The 16,394-nt window shown below is 62.5% G+C and carries 15 protein-coding genes; 7 read left to right on the top strand and 8 right to left on the bottom strand.

Annotated elements, in window-relative coordinates; all coding sequences use genetic code 11:
• Positions 1-4: 4 nt before the first annotated feature.
• The 4 genes from GSM73_RS12285 to pssA form a co-directional block, all read right to left on the bottom strand.
• Positions 5-766 carry an SDR family NAD(P)-dependent oxidoreductase gene (locus tag GSM73_RS12285; protein WP_160892683.1) on the bottom strand — a complete coding sequence of 254 codons (762 nt, stop codon included), beginning with the start codon at positions 764-766 and terminating at the stop codon, positions 5-7.
• A gap of 16 nt (positions 767-782) precedes the next feature.
• Entirely contained in the window at positions 783-2,447 is a 1,665-nt protein-coding gene (locus GSM73_RS12280) for an AMP-binding protein (RefSeq protein WP_160892681.1), read from the bottom strand.
• 249 nt (positions 2,448-2,696) lie between these two features.
• On the bottom strand, positions 2,697-3,713 hold the full coding sequence (locus tag GSM73_RS12275) for an AraC family transcriptional regulator (RefSeq protein ID WP_160892810.1): 1,017 nt from the start codon (positions 3,711-3,713) through the stop codon (positions 2,697-2,699).
• An 11-nt stretch (positions 3,714-3,724) separates the two neighbouring features.
• The gene (pssA, locus tag GSM73_RS12270; protein WP_160892679.1) at positions 3,725-5,068 is read right to left on the bottom strand and encodes a CDP-diacylglycerol--serine O-phosphatidyltransferase; all 1,344 of its coding nucleotides are present in this window, start codon (positions 5,066-5,068) and stop codon (positions 3,725-3,727) included.
• 121 nt (positions 5,069-5,189) lie between these two features.
• On the opposite strand from pssA, the gene GSM73_RS12265 reads away from it, so the two are divergent.
• From GSM73_RS12265 to GSM73_RS12255, 3 genes are all read left to right on the top strand, one after another.
• Entirely contained in the window at positions 5,190-5,759 is a 570-nt protein-coding gene (locus GSM73_RS12265) for a TetR/AcrR family transcriptional regulator (protein ID WP_160892677.1), read from the top strand.
• Between the two features lie 54 nt (positions 5,760-5,813).
• The gene (locus GSM73_RS12260; RefSeq protein WP_047226502.1) at positions 5,814-6,293 is read left to right on the top strand and encodes a nuclear transport factor 2 family protein; all 480 of its coding nucleotides are present in this window, start codon (positions 5,814-5,816) and stop codon (positions 6,291-6,293) included.
• Positions 6,294-6,500: 207 nt separating this feature from the next.
• A complete protein-coding gene (locus tag GSM73_RS12255) occupies positions 6,501-6,902 on the top strand; it encodes a hypothetical protein (protein WP_047226503.1) in 402 nt (133 codons plus the stop codon).
• Positions 6,903-6,935: 33 nt separating this feature from the next.
• Here GSM73_RS12255 and GSM73_RS12250 read toward each other — a convergent pair whose 3' ends face one another.
• From GSM73_RS12250 to GSM73_RS12235, 4 genes are all read right to left on the bottom strand, one after another.
• Positions 6,936-9,359 carry a TonB-dependent receptor gene (locus GSM73_RS12250; protein ID WP_107322497.1) on the bottom strand — a complete coding sequence of 808 codons (2,424 nt, stop codon included), beginning with the start codon at positions 9,357-9,359 and terminating at the stop codon, positions 6,936-6,938.
• 67 nt (positions 9,360-9,426) lie between these two features.
• The gene (locus GSM73_RS12245) at positions 9,427-10,371 is read right to left on the bottom strand and encodes a FecR domain-containing protein (RefSeq protein ID WP_160892675.1); all 945 of its coding nucleotides are present in this window, start codon (positions 10,369-10,371) and stop codon (positions 9,427-9,429) included.
• The gene (locus GSM73_RS12240) at positions 10,371-10,880 is read right to left on the bottom strand and encodes a sigma-70 family RNA polymerase sigma factor (protein WP_047226506.1); all 510 of its coding nucleotides are present in this window, start codon (positions 10,878-10,880) and stop codon (positions 10,371-10,373) included. The genes GSM73_RS12245 and GSM73_RS12240 overlap by 1 nt, the downstream gene beginning before the upstream one ends.
• A gap of 185 nt (positions 10,881-11,065) precedes the next feature.
• Positions 11,066-11,587 (bottom strand): SgcJ/EcaC family oxidoreductase, encoded by a 522-nt coding sequence (locus tag GSM73_RS12235; protein WP_047226507.1) that lies wholly within the window; start codon positions 11,585-11,587, stop codon positions 11,066-11,068.
• Between the two features lie 167 nt (positions 11,588-11,754).
• Between GSM73_RS12235 and GSM73_RS12230 the strand changes: the two genes are divergently transcribed.
• From GSM73_RS12230 to GSM73_RS12215, 4 genes are read left to right on the top strand one after another with little or no spacing between them, the layout of a single operon-like run.
• A complete protein-coding gene (locus GSM73_RS12230) occupies positions 11,755-12,939 on the top strand; it encodes a sensor histidine kinase (protein WP_047226508.1) in 1,185 nt (394 codons plus the stop codon).
• Positions 12,936-13,604, top strand: a complete 669-nt coding sequence (locus tag GSM73_RS12225; RefSeq protein ID WP_047226509.1) for a response regulator transcription factor — start codon at positions 12,936-12,938, stop codon at positions 13,602-13,604. Before GSM73_RS12230 ends, GSM73_RS12225 begins: the two co-directional genes overlap by 4 nt.
• Positions 13,601-15,913, top strand: a complete 2,313-nt coding sequence (locus GSM73_RS12220) for an ATP-binding protein (protein ID WP_076384926.1) — start codon at positions 13,601-13,603, stop codon at positions 15,911-15,913. The genes GSM73_RS12225 and GSM73_RS12220 overlap by 4 nt, the downstream gene beginning before the upstream one ends.
• Positions 15,910-16,377 carry a response regulator gene (locus GSM73_RS12215; RefSeq protein WP_160892673.1) on the top strand — a complete coding sequence of 156 codons (468 nt, stop codon included), beginning with the start codon at positions 15,910-15,912 and terminating at the stop codon, positions 16,375-16,377. Before GSM73_RS12220 ends, GSM73_RS12215 begins: the two co-directional genes overlap by 4 nt.
• Positions 16,378-16,394 lie beyond the last annotated feature (17 nt).

Genomic DNA, 16,394 nt, shown 5'->3' with positions numbered 1-16,394 from the left:
GCTCCTACTTGGCAGCCATACGCAAGGCGCCGTCGAGACGGATCACCTCACCGTTGAGCATGGTGTTTTCAATGATATGCCTGACCAGCGCCGCGTACTCGGCCGGTTTGCCCAGGCGCGGTGGAAAAGGCACGCCGGCGGCCAGGGAGTCGCGGACTTCGGGTGTCATGCCGGCCATCATCGGGGTTTCGAAAATACCCGGGGCGATGGTCATCACACGGATGCCGAAGCGCGCCAGTTCCCGGGCGGCCGGCAGGGTCAGGCTGGCGATAGCGCCTTTGGAGGCCGCGTAGGCTGCCTGGCCGATCTGGCCGTCGAAAGCCGCCACCGAAGCGGTATTGATGATCACGCCACGCTCACCCCCGGCATCGGCCTCGGTTTCACTGATGGCGGCGGCGGCCAGACGCAACAGATTGAAGCTACCGATCAAGTTGACGTTGATCACCTGGCTGAAGCTGGCCAGCGCGTGCGGGCCGTTCTTGCCGAGGATCTTCTCGCCGCGCACGATGCCGGCGCAGTTCACCAGGCCATTGAGGCCACCGAACGCCGCCAAGGTGGCCTTGACCGCCGCGTCTGCCGCCGCTTCGTTGCTGATGTCCGCCACCACGCTCTGGCAGCCCAGCATCTGCGCCTGGGCAGCCACGGCTTCGGCGTTGAGGTCCACCAGCATCACCTTGGCACCGGCCTTGACCAGCATCTCGCCGGTGGCCGCGCCGAGGCCGGACGCGCCGCCGCTGACGAGGAAAATCTTGTTGTCGATCTGCATCATGGTTTCCTTGGATTCAAGCTGAAACGTTAGGCGCCGCGGCCTCTTGAGCCTTGGCGATCTCCTGGTTGCGCAAGATAAAGCGCTGCAACTTGCCGCTTGGGGTTTTCGGCAAGTCGCTGACAAATTCGATTTCACGGGGATAGGCGTGAGCGGCCAAGCGCTTACGCACGTGCTGGCGCAACTCTTCGGCCAGCTCCGGCGCGGCGCGGTATTGGGCGCTGAGCACCACGAAGGCTTTCACCAGTTCGGTGCGTTCGGGATCGGGCTTGCCGACCACCGCAGCCTCGACGACGGCGGGGTGTTCGATCAGTGCGCTTTCCACGTCGAACGGGCCGACGCGATAGCCGGAGGTGGTAATCACGTCGTCGCTGCGGCCGACGAAGCTGATGCTGCCATCGGGGTTGAACTCAACGGTGTCGCCGCTCAGGTAATAATCGCCGACGAAAGCCTTGGTTGGCCCGCCCTCGTAACCGGCGAACCAGCACATCGGTGACTGGCTGCGGTCGACAGCGAGAATGCCCGGCTGGCCCACGCCCAATTCACGGTTATTTTCATCCAGCACCACGATCCGGTGGCCCGGCGAGGCGAAACCAGCCGCGCCCATGTGCACCGGATGCTCCAGCCCGTGGTGATTGCACAGCACCATGCCCAGTTCGGTCTGGCCGTAGTGATCGTGGATCACCACATTCAGGTTGTCGGCAAACCAGCGGATGACCTCCGGGTTCAGCGGCTCTCCGGCGCTGCTGACCGCGCGCAGCGTGCCCTTGATCGAGCGGGCGAACTGATCGCCCCCGGCGATCAACAAACGATAGGCAGTGGGTGAACCGGCGAGGTTGGTGATGCCGTACTTGTTGATGACTCGGCAAGTGCTTTCCAGGGTGAACGGCCCATCGTAGAACGTGATGGGATGCCCCATGGCCAGAGGGCCGGTCACACCGAAGTAGATGCCATAGGCCCAGCCCGGGTCAGCGACGTTCCAGAAGGCGTCTTCGGGACGCAGGTCCACGGCGTCACGCATGTAGCTCTGGAATGCGACGATGGCCTTGAGCGGCACCGACAGCGCCTTGGCCGGCCCAGTGGTGCCGGAGGTAAACATCAACAGGAACGGGTCTTCGCCACTGAGCATCACCGGTTCGCACTGGTTTGCATGGTTCGCCACTTCTGCCCAGAAACTGTAATCGCCACGAACGATGCCCTGGCCTTTTGCGCCGCCGACCGTGACCACTGTGGGGCAACCGGCTACGTCGTTGAGTTTGGGGCGATTGACCGCGTCGGTGACCACAACACGCGCACCGGAGCTGCCCAGACGGTGTTCGATGGCCTTGGGGCCGAACGCGGTGAACAACGGCTGATACACCGCGCCGATGCGCCACGTGGCGAGTACCACGATCAGCAATTCAGCGGTACGTGGCAGCAGGCCGGCCACCTTGTCACCCTTGCCCACGCCTTGGGCCAGGAGGAAATTGGCAAAACGTGCGGCGTTGTCCTGCAGGTCACGGTAAGTCCAGGTCGCGTCGCTGCCGTCGCGACCCTCCCAGAACAAGGCAATGCGCCCCGGCAATGCATGCCGGTCGCAACACTCGACACAGGCGTTCAATGCCTCGAGCGAGCCGTGCAGTGCGGTGTTGACGGTGTGCAGGTAATCGAACTGTGACGTGGCGGACGAGTAATCGCGCATGACCAGAATCCCTCTGTACTTTTTATTGGTTGGGGGAACCGTAAACAGCAGGGAAATACTCGCGCCGAAGGGCTTGGGCGGCAATGGTCAAAGCCATCAAGTTGCTTGACTGGTTTGGCCATGGTTGGGTGATGTGGCGTCTGGGAGGCCGCTATCGCGACAGGCTCGCTCCCACCGGGGCAATGCGAACCTTATGTGGGAGCAAGGCTTGCCCGCGATAGCGCAAGCCCAGTCAACCCACATCCCGGATCAGCCAGGATCGTTGAGAATCAGGCTGCGATAATGCCCCGGATTGGACCCGGACCACTTGCGAAACGCCTTGTAGAAGGAGCTGGCATCGGCAAATCCCAGGCGCGCGGCGATTTCCACGAAGCTGATGGAAGGTTCTGCCAGCCAGTTGATGGCCAACTCCTTGCGCACACTGTCCTTGAGCCCTTGATACGTCTGGCCCTCCTCCGCCAAGCGGCGGCGCAGGGTCGAGGCCGAAACGCACAACTGCTGGGCCAGAGCCTCGGTCTCCGGCCACTGCTCGGGTGGCAATTGGCGCAGGTCGTGTCTGATGCGGCTGGCGAGGCTTTGCGGGTCGCGATATTTGACCAGGATGTTGGCCGGTGCCTGGGCCAGAAAGCGGTTGAGTTCCTCGGTGCTGCGTCGGATGGGCAGGTCCAGGCATTCGGCGGAGAAGATCATCCGGGTGCGGGGCCGGTCAAAGCGCAGGTTCCGGGAGAACATCACACGATAGTCGTCGCAGAAATCCGGTTCCGGGCAACGCAACTCAATGGAAAGAATCGGAATACGCCGCCCGGCCAGCCAACAGGCCACGCCATGAACAATCATCCAGTAGGTGAAATAGGTGAAGGCCCGGCGCGGATCCTGATCGTCCTCCAGCAGGACGATTTCCGCCAGGCTCTGCTGGCGGACCCATTGGGCCGGCAACTGTTCGAACATCAGCGAGAGGAACCCCAGCCCCGCCGTCAGGCCGCTCGCTAGCGTGGGTTGGGCCATGGCGCACTGGCAGAGAAACGCCAGGCTACCCGACTTGAGCTTGCGCGGGTCCATGCCAAAAAACTCGTCATCCAGGCGTCGGGCGAGCAAACGCCAGAGCCGCGCATAAGCATGGGCCGGGACCCGCGCCTGGGAGTCGTCGAGCAACGCAGGGTCTATGCCGACCTTACTCAGAACCTCATCGGTGGCCGCTCCGGGAGCGCAGCTTTGCAGCAACGCCTCACGTACCAACTGGATGGAGATGGTGTCTTTTTCCGACATGGCACGGGTTTTCACAGGATCCGGTAAAGCAGCCGCTCGATCCGCACCCGGCTCACCCGTTTCAGAAACCTGGCGACTGCGGCGGGATAGTCCGGCAGGGTTTCCAGGTCCAGATATCGATCGATGCGCCGGGTGTGTTGGTAAATCTGCTCAAGCTCGGCCTGACGCGGCCCCAGCAGTTCGCCCTTGGGGTCATCCAGCAACAAAGCGTTTTCCAGGTCCAGGCGAAACGCCCGTGGATTGAGGTTATTGCCGGTCAGCAAGGTGTAGCGCTCGTCGATCCACATGCCCTTGAGGTGATAGGTATTGTCACCGTCACGCCACAGGTGCAGGTTCAGTTGGCCGCTGTCGATGTACCGCTGATGCCGCTTGGCGAAGCGGCGCAGGCTGATTTCGTAGAGATAGGGCAGCGCGGCGATGATCTTGAACGGCTCGCTGGGCGGCATGTAGAAGTCGTTGGCGGTTTTGTCGCCGACGATAATGTCGATCCTGACCCCGCGAGCCAGCGCGCGATTGATCTCCCGGGTCACCCCCAGGGGCAGATTGAAATACGGCGTGCAGATGGTCAGTTGCCGGCGGCTGCTGGCAATCAATTCGCCAATTACCCGGCTCAACGGATTGTTCTTGCCCACGCCCAGCAACGGGCTCACCGACAGGCCGCTCTTGTCGAGGTTGCCGGCCTGCGTGTCATACACGGCGTACTTGAGCCGGCTGCGCAGATCGCCGATGTCCTTGCGCAGGCTGCGAGTGCTGGGCAGGTTCGGCAAATCCAGACGATGCACGGCGCTGGAGGCAATCAAGCCATGCTGTATCAGGTGCTGCATCGAGTCGGCCAGTGCCTCGTTGCGCAACAGGTGGTAGCGGTCGTAGCGGTATTTGTCGAACTTGTGCAGATAGACGTTATTGAGGCTGGCGCCGCTGTAAAGCACACAGTCGTCGATCACGAAGCCTTTGAGGTGCAGCACGCCGAACAACTCGCGGGTCTGCACCGGCACGCCGTAGATCGGCACTTCGCTGGCGTGAGTGCGGGTCTGTTCCTGATACCACGCCGAATTGCCCGGCTGCTTCTTGGCGCCGATCAGCCCGCGCTGAGCCCGCAGCCAGTCCACCACCACGACCACGTCCAGTTCCGGACGCTTGGCCTTGGCGGCGTGCAAGGCATCGAGGATTTCCTGCCCGGCCTCGTCCTCTTGCAGGTACAGGGCGACGATGTAGATGCGCTGGGTGGCCTGGGCGATTTGCTCCAGCAGGCAACGGCGGAACTCGGCGGCGCCATCGAGGATGGTCACGGCATCGGCGGTCAGTGCAAAGCTGCGCAGCTTAGGCAGCAAGGGGCGTTTGAAAAGCGACGGCATAGGGCTCGCAAAAGGTCGAATCCGAAGAATGGTTGAGCTTACACCATCGATGGGTTCGGGTCTTCAGGGCGTCATGAAAAAACAACTTGACCAAGGAGAACGATCGTTCTACTGTAGCGACATGAACGAAATCAATAGCAATGAGACCCGAGACATTATTCTCGATGTCGCCGAAAAGTTGATCTATAAAAGTGGCATCGCGGCCACCGGCATGGATCGGCTGGTGAAAACCGCCGGCGTCTCCAGAAAGAGCATTTATCGCTACTTTGCCAACAAGGACGATCTGATCGTGGCCGCACTCCAGCGGCGCGACGAACGCTGGATGCACTGGTTCAGCAGTGAGGTCGACAAGGCCCCTACTCCGCGCGCCCGGCTGCTCAACCTGTTTACCGTGCTCAAAACCTGGTTCGACAGCGAAGGTTTCCGTGGCTGTGCGTTCATCAACACCAGTGGCGAAACCGGCGACCCACAGAACCCGGTCCGCCAGGTCGCCAAACTGCATAAACAGAAGTTGCTCGACTATGTAACCCGGCTATGCACAGAACAAGGCGTCGAGAGCCCGGATGCCTTGGCCCGGCAGTTACTGATCCTGATCGATGGCGCCATTACCGTCGCACTGGTCATGGGCGATCACAGCGCCGCCGACCAGGCCCAAAACATACTGAAGTCCTTATTGGCTGAAACTGAATAACCCGTTCCCGTAAACCGCTGTGCCACTTGCTCGATCACTCACTGGAGATCTGCCATGTCATCCACTGCTGAAGTTCGTCCGCCGCTGCCGCCTTTCACCCGTGAATCGGCCATTGAAAAAGTCCGTCTGGCCGAAGACGGCTGGAACTCCCGCGACCCACAACGGGTGTCCCTGGCCTATACGCTGGACACTCAATGGCGCAACCGTGCCGAATTCGCCCATAACCGCGAAGAGGCCAAGGCCTTCCTGACCCGTAAATGGGCCAAGGAACTGGACTACCGGCTGATCAAAGAACTGTGGGCCTTCACCGGTAACCGTATCGCCGTGCGCTACGCCTACGAATGGCACGACGATTCGGGCAACTGGTTCCGTTCCTACGGCAATGAAAACTGGGAGTTTGACGAGCAAGGGTTGATGTCCAACCGCTACGCCTGCATCAACGACATGCCGATCCAGGAAAGCGAACGCAAATTCCATTGGCCGCTGGGTCGCCGGCCGGATGATCATCCGGGGCTGTCTGACTTGGGGCTGTAGGCGCACAGCATTTGTATAGGCAACAGAAACCTTGTGGGAGCGGGCTTGCTCCCACATTGCTGCTGCGGGCTCGGCCCAGCGCCCGCTCGCAACGGCGCTAGACAAGCGGCCACTCACCAGGGTTGACCGGCATGCCGCCAGGCATCACATTGCCTGGACCGCCGATACACTCAGAGGCGATTTGCTTGTTGCTGACCTGTGGAGCCCATGACCGCGTCGATTCCGATCCGTCCCCCCTGCCCGCCCGGTGTCTGTGACTGCGGGCGTGATGCGTTGCTGCAAACCCCGGGCAGTGACCTGCGCATTCTTTGCTTGAACCGTCAGGAAGAAAAACGCCTGCTCGAACGGCTGGAAAATATCCAGAGCCTGGACGAACTCCAACGGTTGCAGCAGCGTATGTACGAGAACCTCGGAATCCGCCTGAGCGTCGAACCCGGCTACAACGAAGTGCGCACCATGCGCGGCATCGCCATCGAGTTCCAGGAGCAGCCCGGCTTGTGCCGCAAGATTCGCCAGTCGATCCCCACCGCCATTCGACGCGGGTTGGAAAAACGTCCCGAAATCGCCTGGCGCTTGCTGGATGCCCACGACCTGTTCCGTGACGCCTGAGAAACAGCTTCATCCCTGAAGCTGCACATCGGTCTAGAAGTCCACGGTGGCCGAAAGCAGGTAAGTGCGCGGCGTTGCCAGGGTCAAGCCTGCCTCGCTGTCATCCGAGGCGCCGGCTGAACTCCAGTAGCGCTTGTCCGCGACGTTCTCGACATTGGCACGCAGGGTGATGTTCTTCTGGTCCACCTTGAACGCGTAACGCGCGCCCACATCCACACGCTCCCAGGAATCGATTTCCTTGGTGTTGGACTGGTCCAGGTACTGCGAACTGGAGTGGATGGCGCGGCTGGTCAGGGTCAGGCCCTGCACGGTCGGCACATCCCACTCGGCGCCCAGATTGACATTGTATTTGGGCGTGGCCGGCGCCCGATTACCATCAAAGGCGCCATCGGTGGTATCGGTCAACTCGCTGTCGATATACATGACCCCGCCGAGCAAACGCAAACCCTTGAGCGGCTCACCGAACACGCTCAACTCAACCCCGGTGTTCTCGCGTTTGCCGTTCGGGCCGAAGACACGGGTCGTGGCATCGGTGGCGTAGGCAGGCTGCTTGATCCGGAAGACGGCGGCGGTGACGGCGAGCGCACCCGCGTCATATTTGGCTCCCACCTCGACCTGACGACTGATGAACGGCGGGAATATTTCGTCCTCGTTGATCGAGGTCGATGGCGCGATCTTGCCCTGGCTCAAGCCTTCCATGTAGTTGGCATACAACGACAGCTTATCGGTTGCCTTGAACAGGATTCCGCCCGACGGCGACATCTTTTCCTCGTCGTACGCGGTGGCGCCTTTGACGTTATCCGTCCAGTCGTCAACCTTGATCCGCTGCCAGCGGGTGCCGAGGGTCAGCAGCAGTCGATCATCGAAGAAACCCAGAGTGTCGGACAGCGCCACGCCGGTGGAGCGGTTTTCGGTATAGACCTTGCTGTCCTGGCGCGTGGGGTCGCTCGGAGTCGGCGTTTGCACCGGGTCATACAGGTTGCTCGGGGACGAAGCATAACGAGCGCCGCCATTGGTGAAATCCATGTAGAAGTAGCTGGCGGCCAGGTTGATCTCATGGCTCACCGGGCCGGTATGGAACCAGTTGCGCACCCCGGCCGTGGCCGTGCGGACATTTTCATCGCGGGTAAAGTCGCGGGGTTGAACGCTGAAATCGCCAGCGTCGTTGCTAACCGAAACGTTGTGCCGCAGGAAGTCATGATCACTTTTGCGCGCCCCTGCACTGCCGTACAGCATCACGGAATCGTTGACATCGTATTGCGCGTTCACCGCGCCGAAAGTGTCCTTGGTGCGCGCCTTGCTCCAGCGCTGAGCGTAGTTGCGGCGCACATCGCTGGCGTGCGGGACCTGTGCGTTGGCCCCTACCAGCACGCGCTCCTGCGGCGCGTCGGTATCGCGCTCGGTGCGCCCGATATCCGTCGAGAGGCGTAGACGCTCGCCACGAAAATCCAGGCCCAGCACGGCCATGTCACGGTCGACACTCTGGTGATCCCATTCGGTGTCGCCGGACTGCTTCACGCCGTTGAAACGAACGCCGAACTGGTTATCTTCACCAAAACGCCGGGCGACATCCACGGCGCCGCCGAGCTGGTTGTTAGAGGCGTAGCTGCCCGTGAACGAAGTGATAGGTTTGTCGGTGGCCCGCTTGGGCACCACATTGATCCCGCCACCCACGCTGCCACGTGGCGAGACGCCGTTGATGAGCTGGGTCGGGCCCTTGATGATGTCGACGCGGTCGGCCATCTCCATGTCGATCGAATAGGTCGGCAGGATGCCGTAGAGGCCGTTGTAGGCGACATCACTGTTGAACAGGCTGAAACCGCGAATGGTGAACTGCTCGAAACGCCCGCCTGCCGGATTGGTGGCGCGAACCGAAGGATCGCTGGCAATCAGGTCGCCCAGGGTCCGAGCCTGCTGGTTCTTGACCACTTCGCTGGTATAGGTGGTCATGCTGAACGGGGTTTCCATGAAGTCTCGCGACCCGAGCAAGCCTTGCGAGCCGCGGCGCGCGACCTGGCCACCGGCATAAGGCTCGCCCTGCGCCAGGCTCGTGGCCCCCATGATCGAGGTGGGCGCCAGTTGCAAGCTGCTGCCTTCCGGCGCCGGGGTCAGGATGTAAGCCTGCTCGCCCACCGGCTGCAGTTGCAGACCCGAGCCCTGCAACAGCCGGGCAAAGCCCTCCTCCACGGCATACTCCCCCGACAGACCGGGGCTGTTATGCCCGCTCACCAGGGCCGGGTCGACCGACAGGTTGACCCCCGCCAGGCCGGCGAACCTGGTCAGCGCGGCGCTGAGGCTGCCGGCCGGCACCTGATAGCTGCGTCGGGCAGCTTCTTCGGCTTGGCTGGAGGACATGAACAATGGGCTGGCGCTCAGGCTGAGCACGAGGCTCAGGTTCAACAGCGGACGCCAGCCGGCAAGGGCCGGGCGAAAACGCAAAGGTACTACTGCGGACATTGGGGGGAGCTCTCGTTTTTGTTCAGTTGCCTTGAATGACAAGCGAGACAAAAAAAGGGGACAGGCGTCAGACAGTATTTTTGCGCAGCGTCAATGTGACCCAGTATCGGGTGCGCGTTTGCACGTGCAGCGGCAGGCTGGCCGAGAGCAACGCGAGGATTCGATCGGTGTTTTCCAGACGGAAGCTGCCGGTCACCCGCAGCGACTCCAGGGCGGGGTCCCAACGCAAAAAACCTGAGCGATAACGGCCCAGTTCACGGAGAAAATCCCCCAACGGCTGGTTCTGCGCCACAAGTACACCGTCACGCCAACCCAACTGCGCTACGTCGAACGCCCCCACCGGTCCGGCGCCCGAGGCCAAGAGGTTGACCTGCTCGCCTTCCTTCAGTGTCAGCATTGGCCCGCGCAACGGTTGCAGTTGCACCGAACCACTGAGGACCGACACCCGGCAACTGCGCTCATTCAGGCGTACGCAGACCTCGCTACGGCTGACGGAGATCAGGCCGAACGGTGCCTGAATGGCCAATGGCGCAGGCCCCTGGACATTGAGGGCCATCTCCCCTTGCACCAGCACCAGGCGTCGAGCCTTGAGGTCCAGGTCCAGGGCGCTGTCGGTATTCAACTGCAAGGCGCTGCCGTCGGCCAGCGACCAGCGCCGCTGTTCGCCCGTGGCCGTGTGCAGGTCGGCGCGCCAGACCTCCAGCGGCAGCTCTCGCCCCAGCCACCAGGCCGTGGGCACCAAGGCGGCGACGCCGAGCGCACGCTTGAGCACCGCCCGACGGGGCAATGCCGGGCGATCCAGGGTCGCCATACCCAATGAAGGCGGCACCCCGGCGAAACGCTGGCGCAATCGCTGGGCTTTTTGCCAGGCTGCCTCGTGATGGGCGCTGCTGTCGCGCCAGCGTTGCAGCGCAGTGCAATCGAAGTCATCCCCGCCAGACTCCATCATGGCCAGCCAGCGAGCCGCCGCCCGGGCGACTTCGCGAGCTTCAGGCGAAGGGGCCTGGCGCATCAAAAGTCCACCAACAGGCAATGCTCATAAGCCTGAGCCATGTAGCGCTTGATGGTGCGCTCCGACACCTGCATGCGCTCGGCGATTTCACGGTAGCCCAGGCCTTCGAGCTGGCTCCACAAAAAAGCCCGCCGCACCAGAGCCGGCAGGCCATCGAGCAATTCATCCAGGGCTTGCAACGTTTCCAGCAGCAGCCAACGCTGCTCCGGGGACGGTACGCACGCTGGCGGCAAGCTCGCCAAGGCGTCGAGGTAAGCCTGCTCCAGGTTGCGGCGCGCGTAAAAGTTGCTCAACAGACGCTTGCCGACTGTCAGCAGATAAGCGCGGGGTTCGTGCAGATCGGCCAATGGCTGAGCGCTGGACAGTACCCGCAGGAACGTGTCCTGGCGCAGGTCCGCGGCATCCCAGGCATTGCCCATGCGTCGTCTCAACCAGCCTTCCAGCCAGCCACCGTGGTCTCGGTACAGCGCGTGCAAGGAACGCTCCGTTGGCGTAGCTGCATCAGACATGTCAAGAAGCCTTGTGCAAGGAATACATTAAATGAGAGTGATTCTAATTAATGTTCCCGCACGAATCCAACTTCTTTATCGAACCGCTCTGTTAATGACCCTGGCCTATCGTTTTTCGCCAGCCTGCCAAACGGGTGGTTCGCCCCCCAACGCAGCCAGGGACGAACTCATTTGTTCAAACGGCCTCAGTGGCTGGCATGCAGTTGCTTCTGGACTTGCGGCATGGCCGAGGAGTGGTGGTTAAGGATCTTCCACTGACCGTCAATGCGTTCATAGATAAAGGTGTAGCGCGCCTGAACCTCGCGCTTGGAGCCGTCGGCGTTGGTCAGGGCAAAGGTATAGACACCACTGTCCATCGCCGCGTCAGGTCCCAGGTGACGGATTTCCCGGTAGTTGATCTGCCCCACCGGCTTGCCGGCCAGGAAGTGTTCAAAGTAATCCTGAATCAGTGCCGCCGTGTTGCGCACCTGGTTGGATACGGTGGGCTGCAATATCGCATCCGGCGCATACAGGCTGGTTACTGCAGCAGCGTTGCCGGTTTTGAGGGCCGCGTTCCAGCGGTCGAACAATGCGGCGATTTCACGGTCATTCTGATTCTGTGGCTGCTCGGCTACGGTGCGATAAACGTATGGCGTTGTTTCAAGTGCCAGGGCCAAGGGTGTGGTCAGCATGAAAAAAGCGGCAGCGGCGAAGGTTTTCAGTTTCATCGTAACGTTCCTGTGGGTTTCAATGAGCCGACTTTGCCGGGCCTGACGGCCTTCGCCATCGGCCAACCGGTGCCGATTGCCTATGCCGTTCGGCAGATAGGCCCGGTGCTGATGACACGCTCTAATACCGCCACGCCGACCGGTCCCATCCACGCTGGAGCCCTATCATGCAAAGCCCACCCCATGACCCCGGCAGTGCCCTGGCCATCCGAACCCAATATCGCCAGTCGCAAAGTCGTGCCGCACGCCTGCGCCTGCTGTTGGGCACCGGCCATGAACTGACGCAATTGCCCCTGTCGGCGATGCGCCAGCGCGCAGTACAACGAGCGTGCGCATTCATGGCCATGGATCATGGCCTGCTGCTGGAGTGGGCAGCGGACACCACGTTTCGCACCATCGCCAGCCATGGCAGCCAAGAACGGCTCGATCTGCTTGCCAACCTGGCTCAGCCGCCGTCAGCCGAGCCACAATGGCTGGAGTACCCTGGCAGCGCCCTGCCCCAGGTCTTGCGCGTTCCGTTGCGTGGCTCCGACGGTGTGGTGTTCGGGGCTTTATTGCTGGGCAACGGCGTAGCCCTCGGCACGCCGGACAACGAGGATATTGAGTCACTGCAATTGCTGGCGACCCTGCTGGCTGCCCATTTGGAGAACAGTCGTCTGCTCGAAGCGTTGCAGGCCCGCGAACGCACCATGTCCGAGCTGGTCCATCGACTGTTCAGCGCCCAGGAAGACGAACGCAAGCGTGTGGCCTACGACCTGCATGATGGCCTGGCACAGAACCTGGCCGGCCTGCATCAGCGCCTGCAGGGGTTCGCCGGTCGCTGCCCGCCTCTGCCGCCGGCCCTGGCGAACGACTTGCAGGCCATCCTCGATCTCGCCCGGGGTTGTGTCGGCGAAGGCCGGCAGTTGATCGGCGGTCTGCGTCCCCATGCGCTGGATGACTTCGGTCTGTACAAAGCCGTCGACAAGGAAGCCGACCGCCTGCGGGATGCAGGCCTGTCGGTGGACTGGGCCGAGCACAGCGCCGCTCGCCTGCCGGGCAACACCGAAATCGCCTTGTTCCGCATTGCCCAGGAAGGCATCAACAACATTCTCAAGCACGCCCGGGCCAGCCATGTACGCCTGGGATTGATGGTGAGCGACGACCGGGCCTCGCTGCGGGTCGAAGACAATGGCCGTGGTTTTGCTCTGGAACAACCCATCGAGACCAATGGCACCTGCCATCTGGGCCTGGCGGCGATGCAGGAACGTGCCAGCCTGCTGGGCGGCCACCTGAGCTGTTTCAGCCAGCCCGATGGTGGCACCCGTTTGCTGGCCAGCGTCCCCCTACCCACCCACGGAACACACTCATGACGTCCCCTTTACGCCTGCTTTTGGCCGATGATCACGAAGTGACCCGCACCGGTTTTATCAGCATGCTCGCCGGCAGCCCGGGGTTCGAAGTCGTCGGCCAGGCCAGCGACGGCCAGGAAGCCCTCGATCTGTGCGAGCGGCTGCAACCGGACATCGCCATTCTCGACATTCGCATGCCGGTGCTCAATGGTCTGGGGGCGGCGCGTATCCTGCAGCAGCGCCAGCCGGGGATCAAAGTGGTGATCTTCACCATGGACGACAGCCCTGATCACCTTGAAGCCGCCATCGGCGCGGGCGCGGTCGGTTATCTGCTCAAGGATGCCAGCCGCGATGAAGTGCTGGACGCCCTCAAACGGGTCGCCCAGGGCGAAGAGGCCCTGAACAGTTCGGTCAGTGCGCGCCTGCTGCGGCGCATGGCCGAGCGCGGTGCCAGTGGCGCTACCCCGGTCCAGGCCCTGACAGCCCGCGAGCGCCAGGTGTTGGGGCTGGTGGCCGGCGGCTTCAGCAACCGTGAAATCGGCGAAAAACTCGGCATCGCCCCCGGCACCGCCAAGGCCCACGTGGAGCGCGTCATCGGCAAGTTGGGAGCCGCCGATCGAACCCAGGCCGCCGTGCGCGGTGTTGCTCTGGGGTTGGTGGCACAACCCAGCGGGCAATGGCCATGAGATTCCTCGCCGCCCGCCGCTGGGCCAACCTGCCATTGCGGGGCAAGGCATTGGTGGTCATTTCCCTGCCCCTGGTGGTGCTGTTGCTGTCGCTGGTGCTGATCTACATCACCGAACGCCAGACCGCCCGGGCCGAAGAAGACGTGCGCCGGGTGCTGCTGGTCCAGGGCGATATCCAGACGGTGCATACCCTGCTGGCCGAAGCCGCAGCCAGCGTGCGCGGTTACCTGCTGACCCGGCGCGAAGACTTCCTGCCCAGCTACGAACAGGCCACGCCGCTGATCAAGGCCGCGTTGCAACGGTTGGACCACAACATCCGCGACGCCCGGATGCGCGAGCGCCTCAAGACCATCACCCCACTGATCGCAGAAAAACTCGATGGGCTGGATGCCTTGCGCAACGGCAAGGCCGATGACACAGCGGCCATCACGACGATTCTGATCGAAAACAAACACGTCCTGGACGTGCTGCGCGAGCAGATCAACGCGATGCGTATACGTGAGGACGCCCTGCTCGCCGACCGCAGTGCCGCCGCCTCGGCCACGCGCATGCGCCTGTTGTTCGCCACGCTACTGGCGGCGCTGTGCGGGCTGCTTGGCGCCATCGTGGCGGTGCTGTTCCTGTCCAAGGGCATTGTCGCCCGCGTGCAACAGGTCCAAGGCAACGCTCAGCGCCTGGCCTTGGGTCAACCGTTGTTGCCGCAACCGCCGGAGCAGGACGAAATCGGCCAGTTGGGCACCCGTCTGGTAGAGGCCGGGCAGTTGCTTGCCGAACGCGAGCGGGCTCTGCGGGATAACGAAGAACGCTTGCGGCTGATCATCGATGGGGTGAAGGACTACGGCATCTTTGCGCTGGACGCCCAAGGCCATGTCATTACCTGGAACGCCGGCGCCGAACGGATCAAGGGTTACACCGAACAGGAAATCCTCGGCCGGCATTTTTCGTTGTTCTATCTGAGCGAAGAATGCCCGGCGCACCCGGACATGGCGCTGCACGAAGCCGCCCGTGACGGTCATTACATGGAAGAAGGCTGGCGCTGTCGCAAGGACGGCAGCCGCTTCTGGGCCAGTGTGGTCATCACTGCCCAGTACGACAGTACCGGCACCCTGCGCGGGTTTTCCAAGATCACCCGCGACATCACTGACCGCCGCGCCGCCGAGATCGCCCTGCGCACCGCCCGTGAAGAAGCCGAAAGCGCCAGCCGCGCCAAAAGCGAATTTCTTTCGCGCATGAGCCACGAACTGCGCACCCCCCTGAACGCCATACTCGGCTTCGCGCAACTGCTGGACATGGACTCCAGCGCCGGCCAGCGCCCACAGGTCAGTCACATCCTGCGTGCCGGTCAGCATCTGCTGGCATTGATCAACGAGGTGCTGGACATTGCCCGGATCGAGGCCGGTCGTCTGCCGCTGAACATTGAGCCGATTGCCTTGACGACGGTGTTGCATGAAGCCCTGACGCTGGTTTCACCCATGGCGGCCGACGCCGGGATTCAGTTGGCCGAGCTGGCGCCGCTACCCGACAGCAGCGGTGTGCTGGCCGACCGTCAACGCCTGGTGCAGGTGCTGCTCAATCTGTTGTCCAACGCCATCAAGTACAACCGGCCCGGCGGTGAAGTGCGCATTGAAGTGACCGCCCAGGGGCCGCGAGTCAGCATTGCCGTCAGCGACACCGGGCATGGCATTGCCCCTGAGCAGCTTGACCGGTTGTTCAAGCCGTTCGAGCGCCTGGGTGCCGATCCACAGGTCGAGGGCACCGGTCTTGGGCTGTCCTTGAGCAAGAGCCTGCTGGAAATGATGCAAGGCAGCCTGCAGGTCCACAGCGAGCCGGGGCAAGGTTGTTGTTTTACCCTGCAATTGCCCGGTGCCCGGGTGGAACACGCCCGCTTGCCCCCCATCGTCGCGCTGAAGGCACCGCGTCCGTCAGTCGAATATCACGGCAAGATACTGTGCATCGAAGACAACCTGTCGAGCCTGGCGCTGATCGAGACCCTGATGCAGCGACGTCCGGGTATTCAACTGCTGTCGAGCATGCAAGGCCAGTTGGGCCTGGACTTGGCTCGCCAGCACGCCCCGCAGTTGATCCTGCTGGACGTGACCCTGCCGGACCTGACAGGCCTGGAGGTGCTGCGCCGCTTGCGGCAATCGGCGGCTACGGCGTCCACACCGGTACTGATGATCACCGCCGATGCCAGCGACCTGACCCACCGTGCCCTGCACGAAGCCGGGGCCACAGCGATCCTGACCAAACCCATTCATATCCAGGCCTTTCTCGGCCACCTTGAACGCTATTTACCGGAGCCCGCATGAATCGCGATTTGCGCATCCTGATCGTTGACGATCAGCGCCCCAACCTGGACCTGATGGAGCAGTTGCTGGCTCGCGAAGGGCTGCACAACGTACTGAGCAGCACCGAGCCTTTGCGCACCCTCGACCTGTTCAACAGTTTTGAGCCTGACCTGGTGATCCTGGACCTGCACATGCCGGCATTCGATGGCTTCGCCGTGCTGGAGCAGCTCAACCGGCGCATCCCGGCAAACGACTACCTGCCGATCCTGGTGCTGACCGCCGACGCCACCCGCGACACCCGCCTGCGCGCCCTGGCGCTGGGCGCCCGGGACTTCATCAGCAAACCCCTGGATGCGCTGGAAACCATGCTGCGCATCTGGAATCTGCTGGAAACACGGGCGCTCTATAAGGCGTTGCGCGAGCTGGTTCCATCGCAGCAGATCGAACTGTTGCGCCAGCACCGGCAGGCCGCCGGCGCGGTTTAGTCCGATTAAGCCGGCCG

The sequence above is a fragment of the Pseudomonas sp. PICF6 genome (genome assembly GCF_009831705.1).
Lineage (GTDB): Bacteria > Pseudomonadota > Gammaproteobacteria > Pseudomonadales > Pseudomonadaceae > Aquipseudomonas > Aquipseudomonas rhizophila.
Note: the sequence above shows the minus strand (reverse complement) of the source record. Positions and strands in the feature narration are given on the sequence as shown.

Excerpts from the sequence above, each read along its gene's own strand:
- GSM73_RS12285 (WP_160892683.1), bottom strand. The coding sequence starts at position 766 with ATGCAGATCGACAACAAGATTTTCCTCGTCAGCGGCGGCGCGTCCGGC.
- GSM73_RS12280 (WP_160892681.1), bottom strand. The coding sequence starts at position 2,447 with ATGCGCGATTACTCGTCCGCCACGTCACAGTTCGATTACCTGCACACC.
- GSM73_RS12275 (WP_160892810.1), bottom strand. The coding sequence starts at position 3,713 with ATGTCGGAAAAAGACACCATCTCCATCCAGTTGGTACGTGAGGCGTTG.
- pssA (WP_160892679.1), bottom strand. The coding sequence starts at position 5,068 with ATGCCGTCGCTTTTCAAACGCCCCTTGCTGCCTAAGCTGCGCAGCTTT.
- GSM73_RS12265 (WP_160892677.1), top strand. The coding sequence starts at position 5,190 with ATGAACGAAATCAATAGCAATGAGACCCGAGACATTATTCTCGATGTC.
- GSM73_RS12260 (WP_047226502.1), top strand. The coding sequence starts at position 5,814 with ATGTCATCCACTGCTGAAGTTCGTCCGCCGCTGCCGCCTTTCACCCGT.
- GSM73_RS12255 (WP_047226503.1), top strand. The coding sequence starts at position 6,501 with ATGACCGCGTCGATTCCGATCCGTCCCCCCTGCCCGCCCGGTGTCTGT.
- GSM73_RS12250 (WP_107322497.1), bottom strand. The coding sequence starts at position 9,359 with ATGTCCGCAGTAGTACCTTTGCGTTTTCGCCCGGCCCTTGCCGGCTGG.
- GSM73_RS12245 (WP_160892675.1), bottom strand. The coding sequence starts at position 10,371 with ATGCGCCAGGCCCCTTCGCCTGAAGCTCGCGAAGTCGCCCGGGCGGCG.
- GSM73_RS12240 (WP_047226506.1), bottom strand. The coding sequence starts at position 10,880 with ATGTCTGATGCAGCTACGCCAACGGAGCGTTCCTTGCACGCGCTGTAC.
- GSM73_RS12235 (WP_047226507.1), bottom strand. The coding sequence starts at position 11,587 with ATGAAACTGAAAACCTTCGCCGCTGCCGCTTTTTTCATGCTGACCACA.
- GSM73_RS12230 (WP_047226508.1), top strand. The coding sequence starts at position 11,755 with ATGCAAAGCCCACCCCATGACCCCGGCAGTGCCCTGGCCATCCGAACC.
- GSM73_RS12225 (WP_047226509.1), top strand. The coding sequence starts at position 12,936 with ATGACGTCCCCTTTACGCCTGCTTTTGGCCGATGATCACGAAGTGACC.
- GSM73_RS12220 (WP_076384926.1), top strand. The coding sequence starts at position 13,601 with ATGAGATTCCTCGCCGCCCGCCGCTGGGCCAACCTGCCATTGCGGGGC.
- GSM73_RS12215 (WP_160892673.1), top strand. The coding sequence starts at position 15,910 with ATGAATCGCGATTTGCGCATCCTGATCGTTGACGATCAGCGCCCCAAC.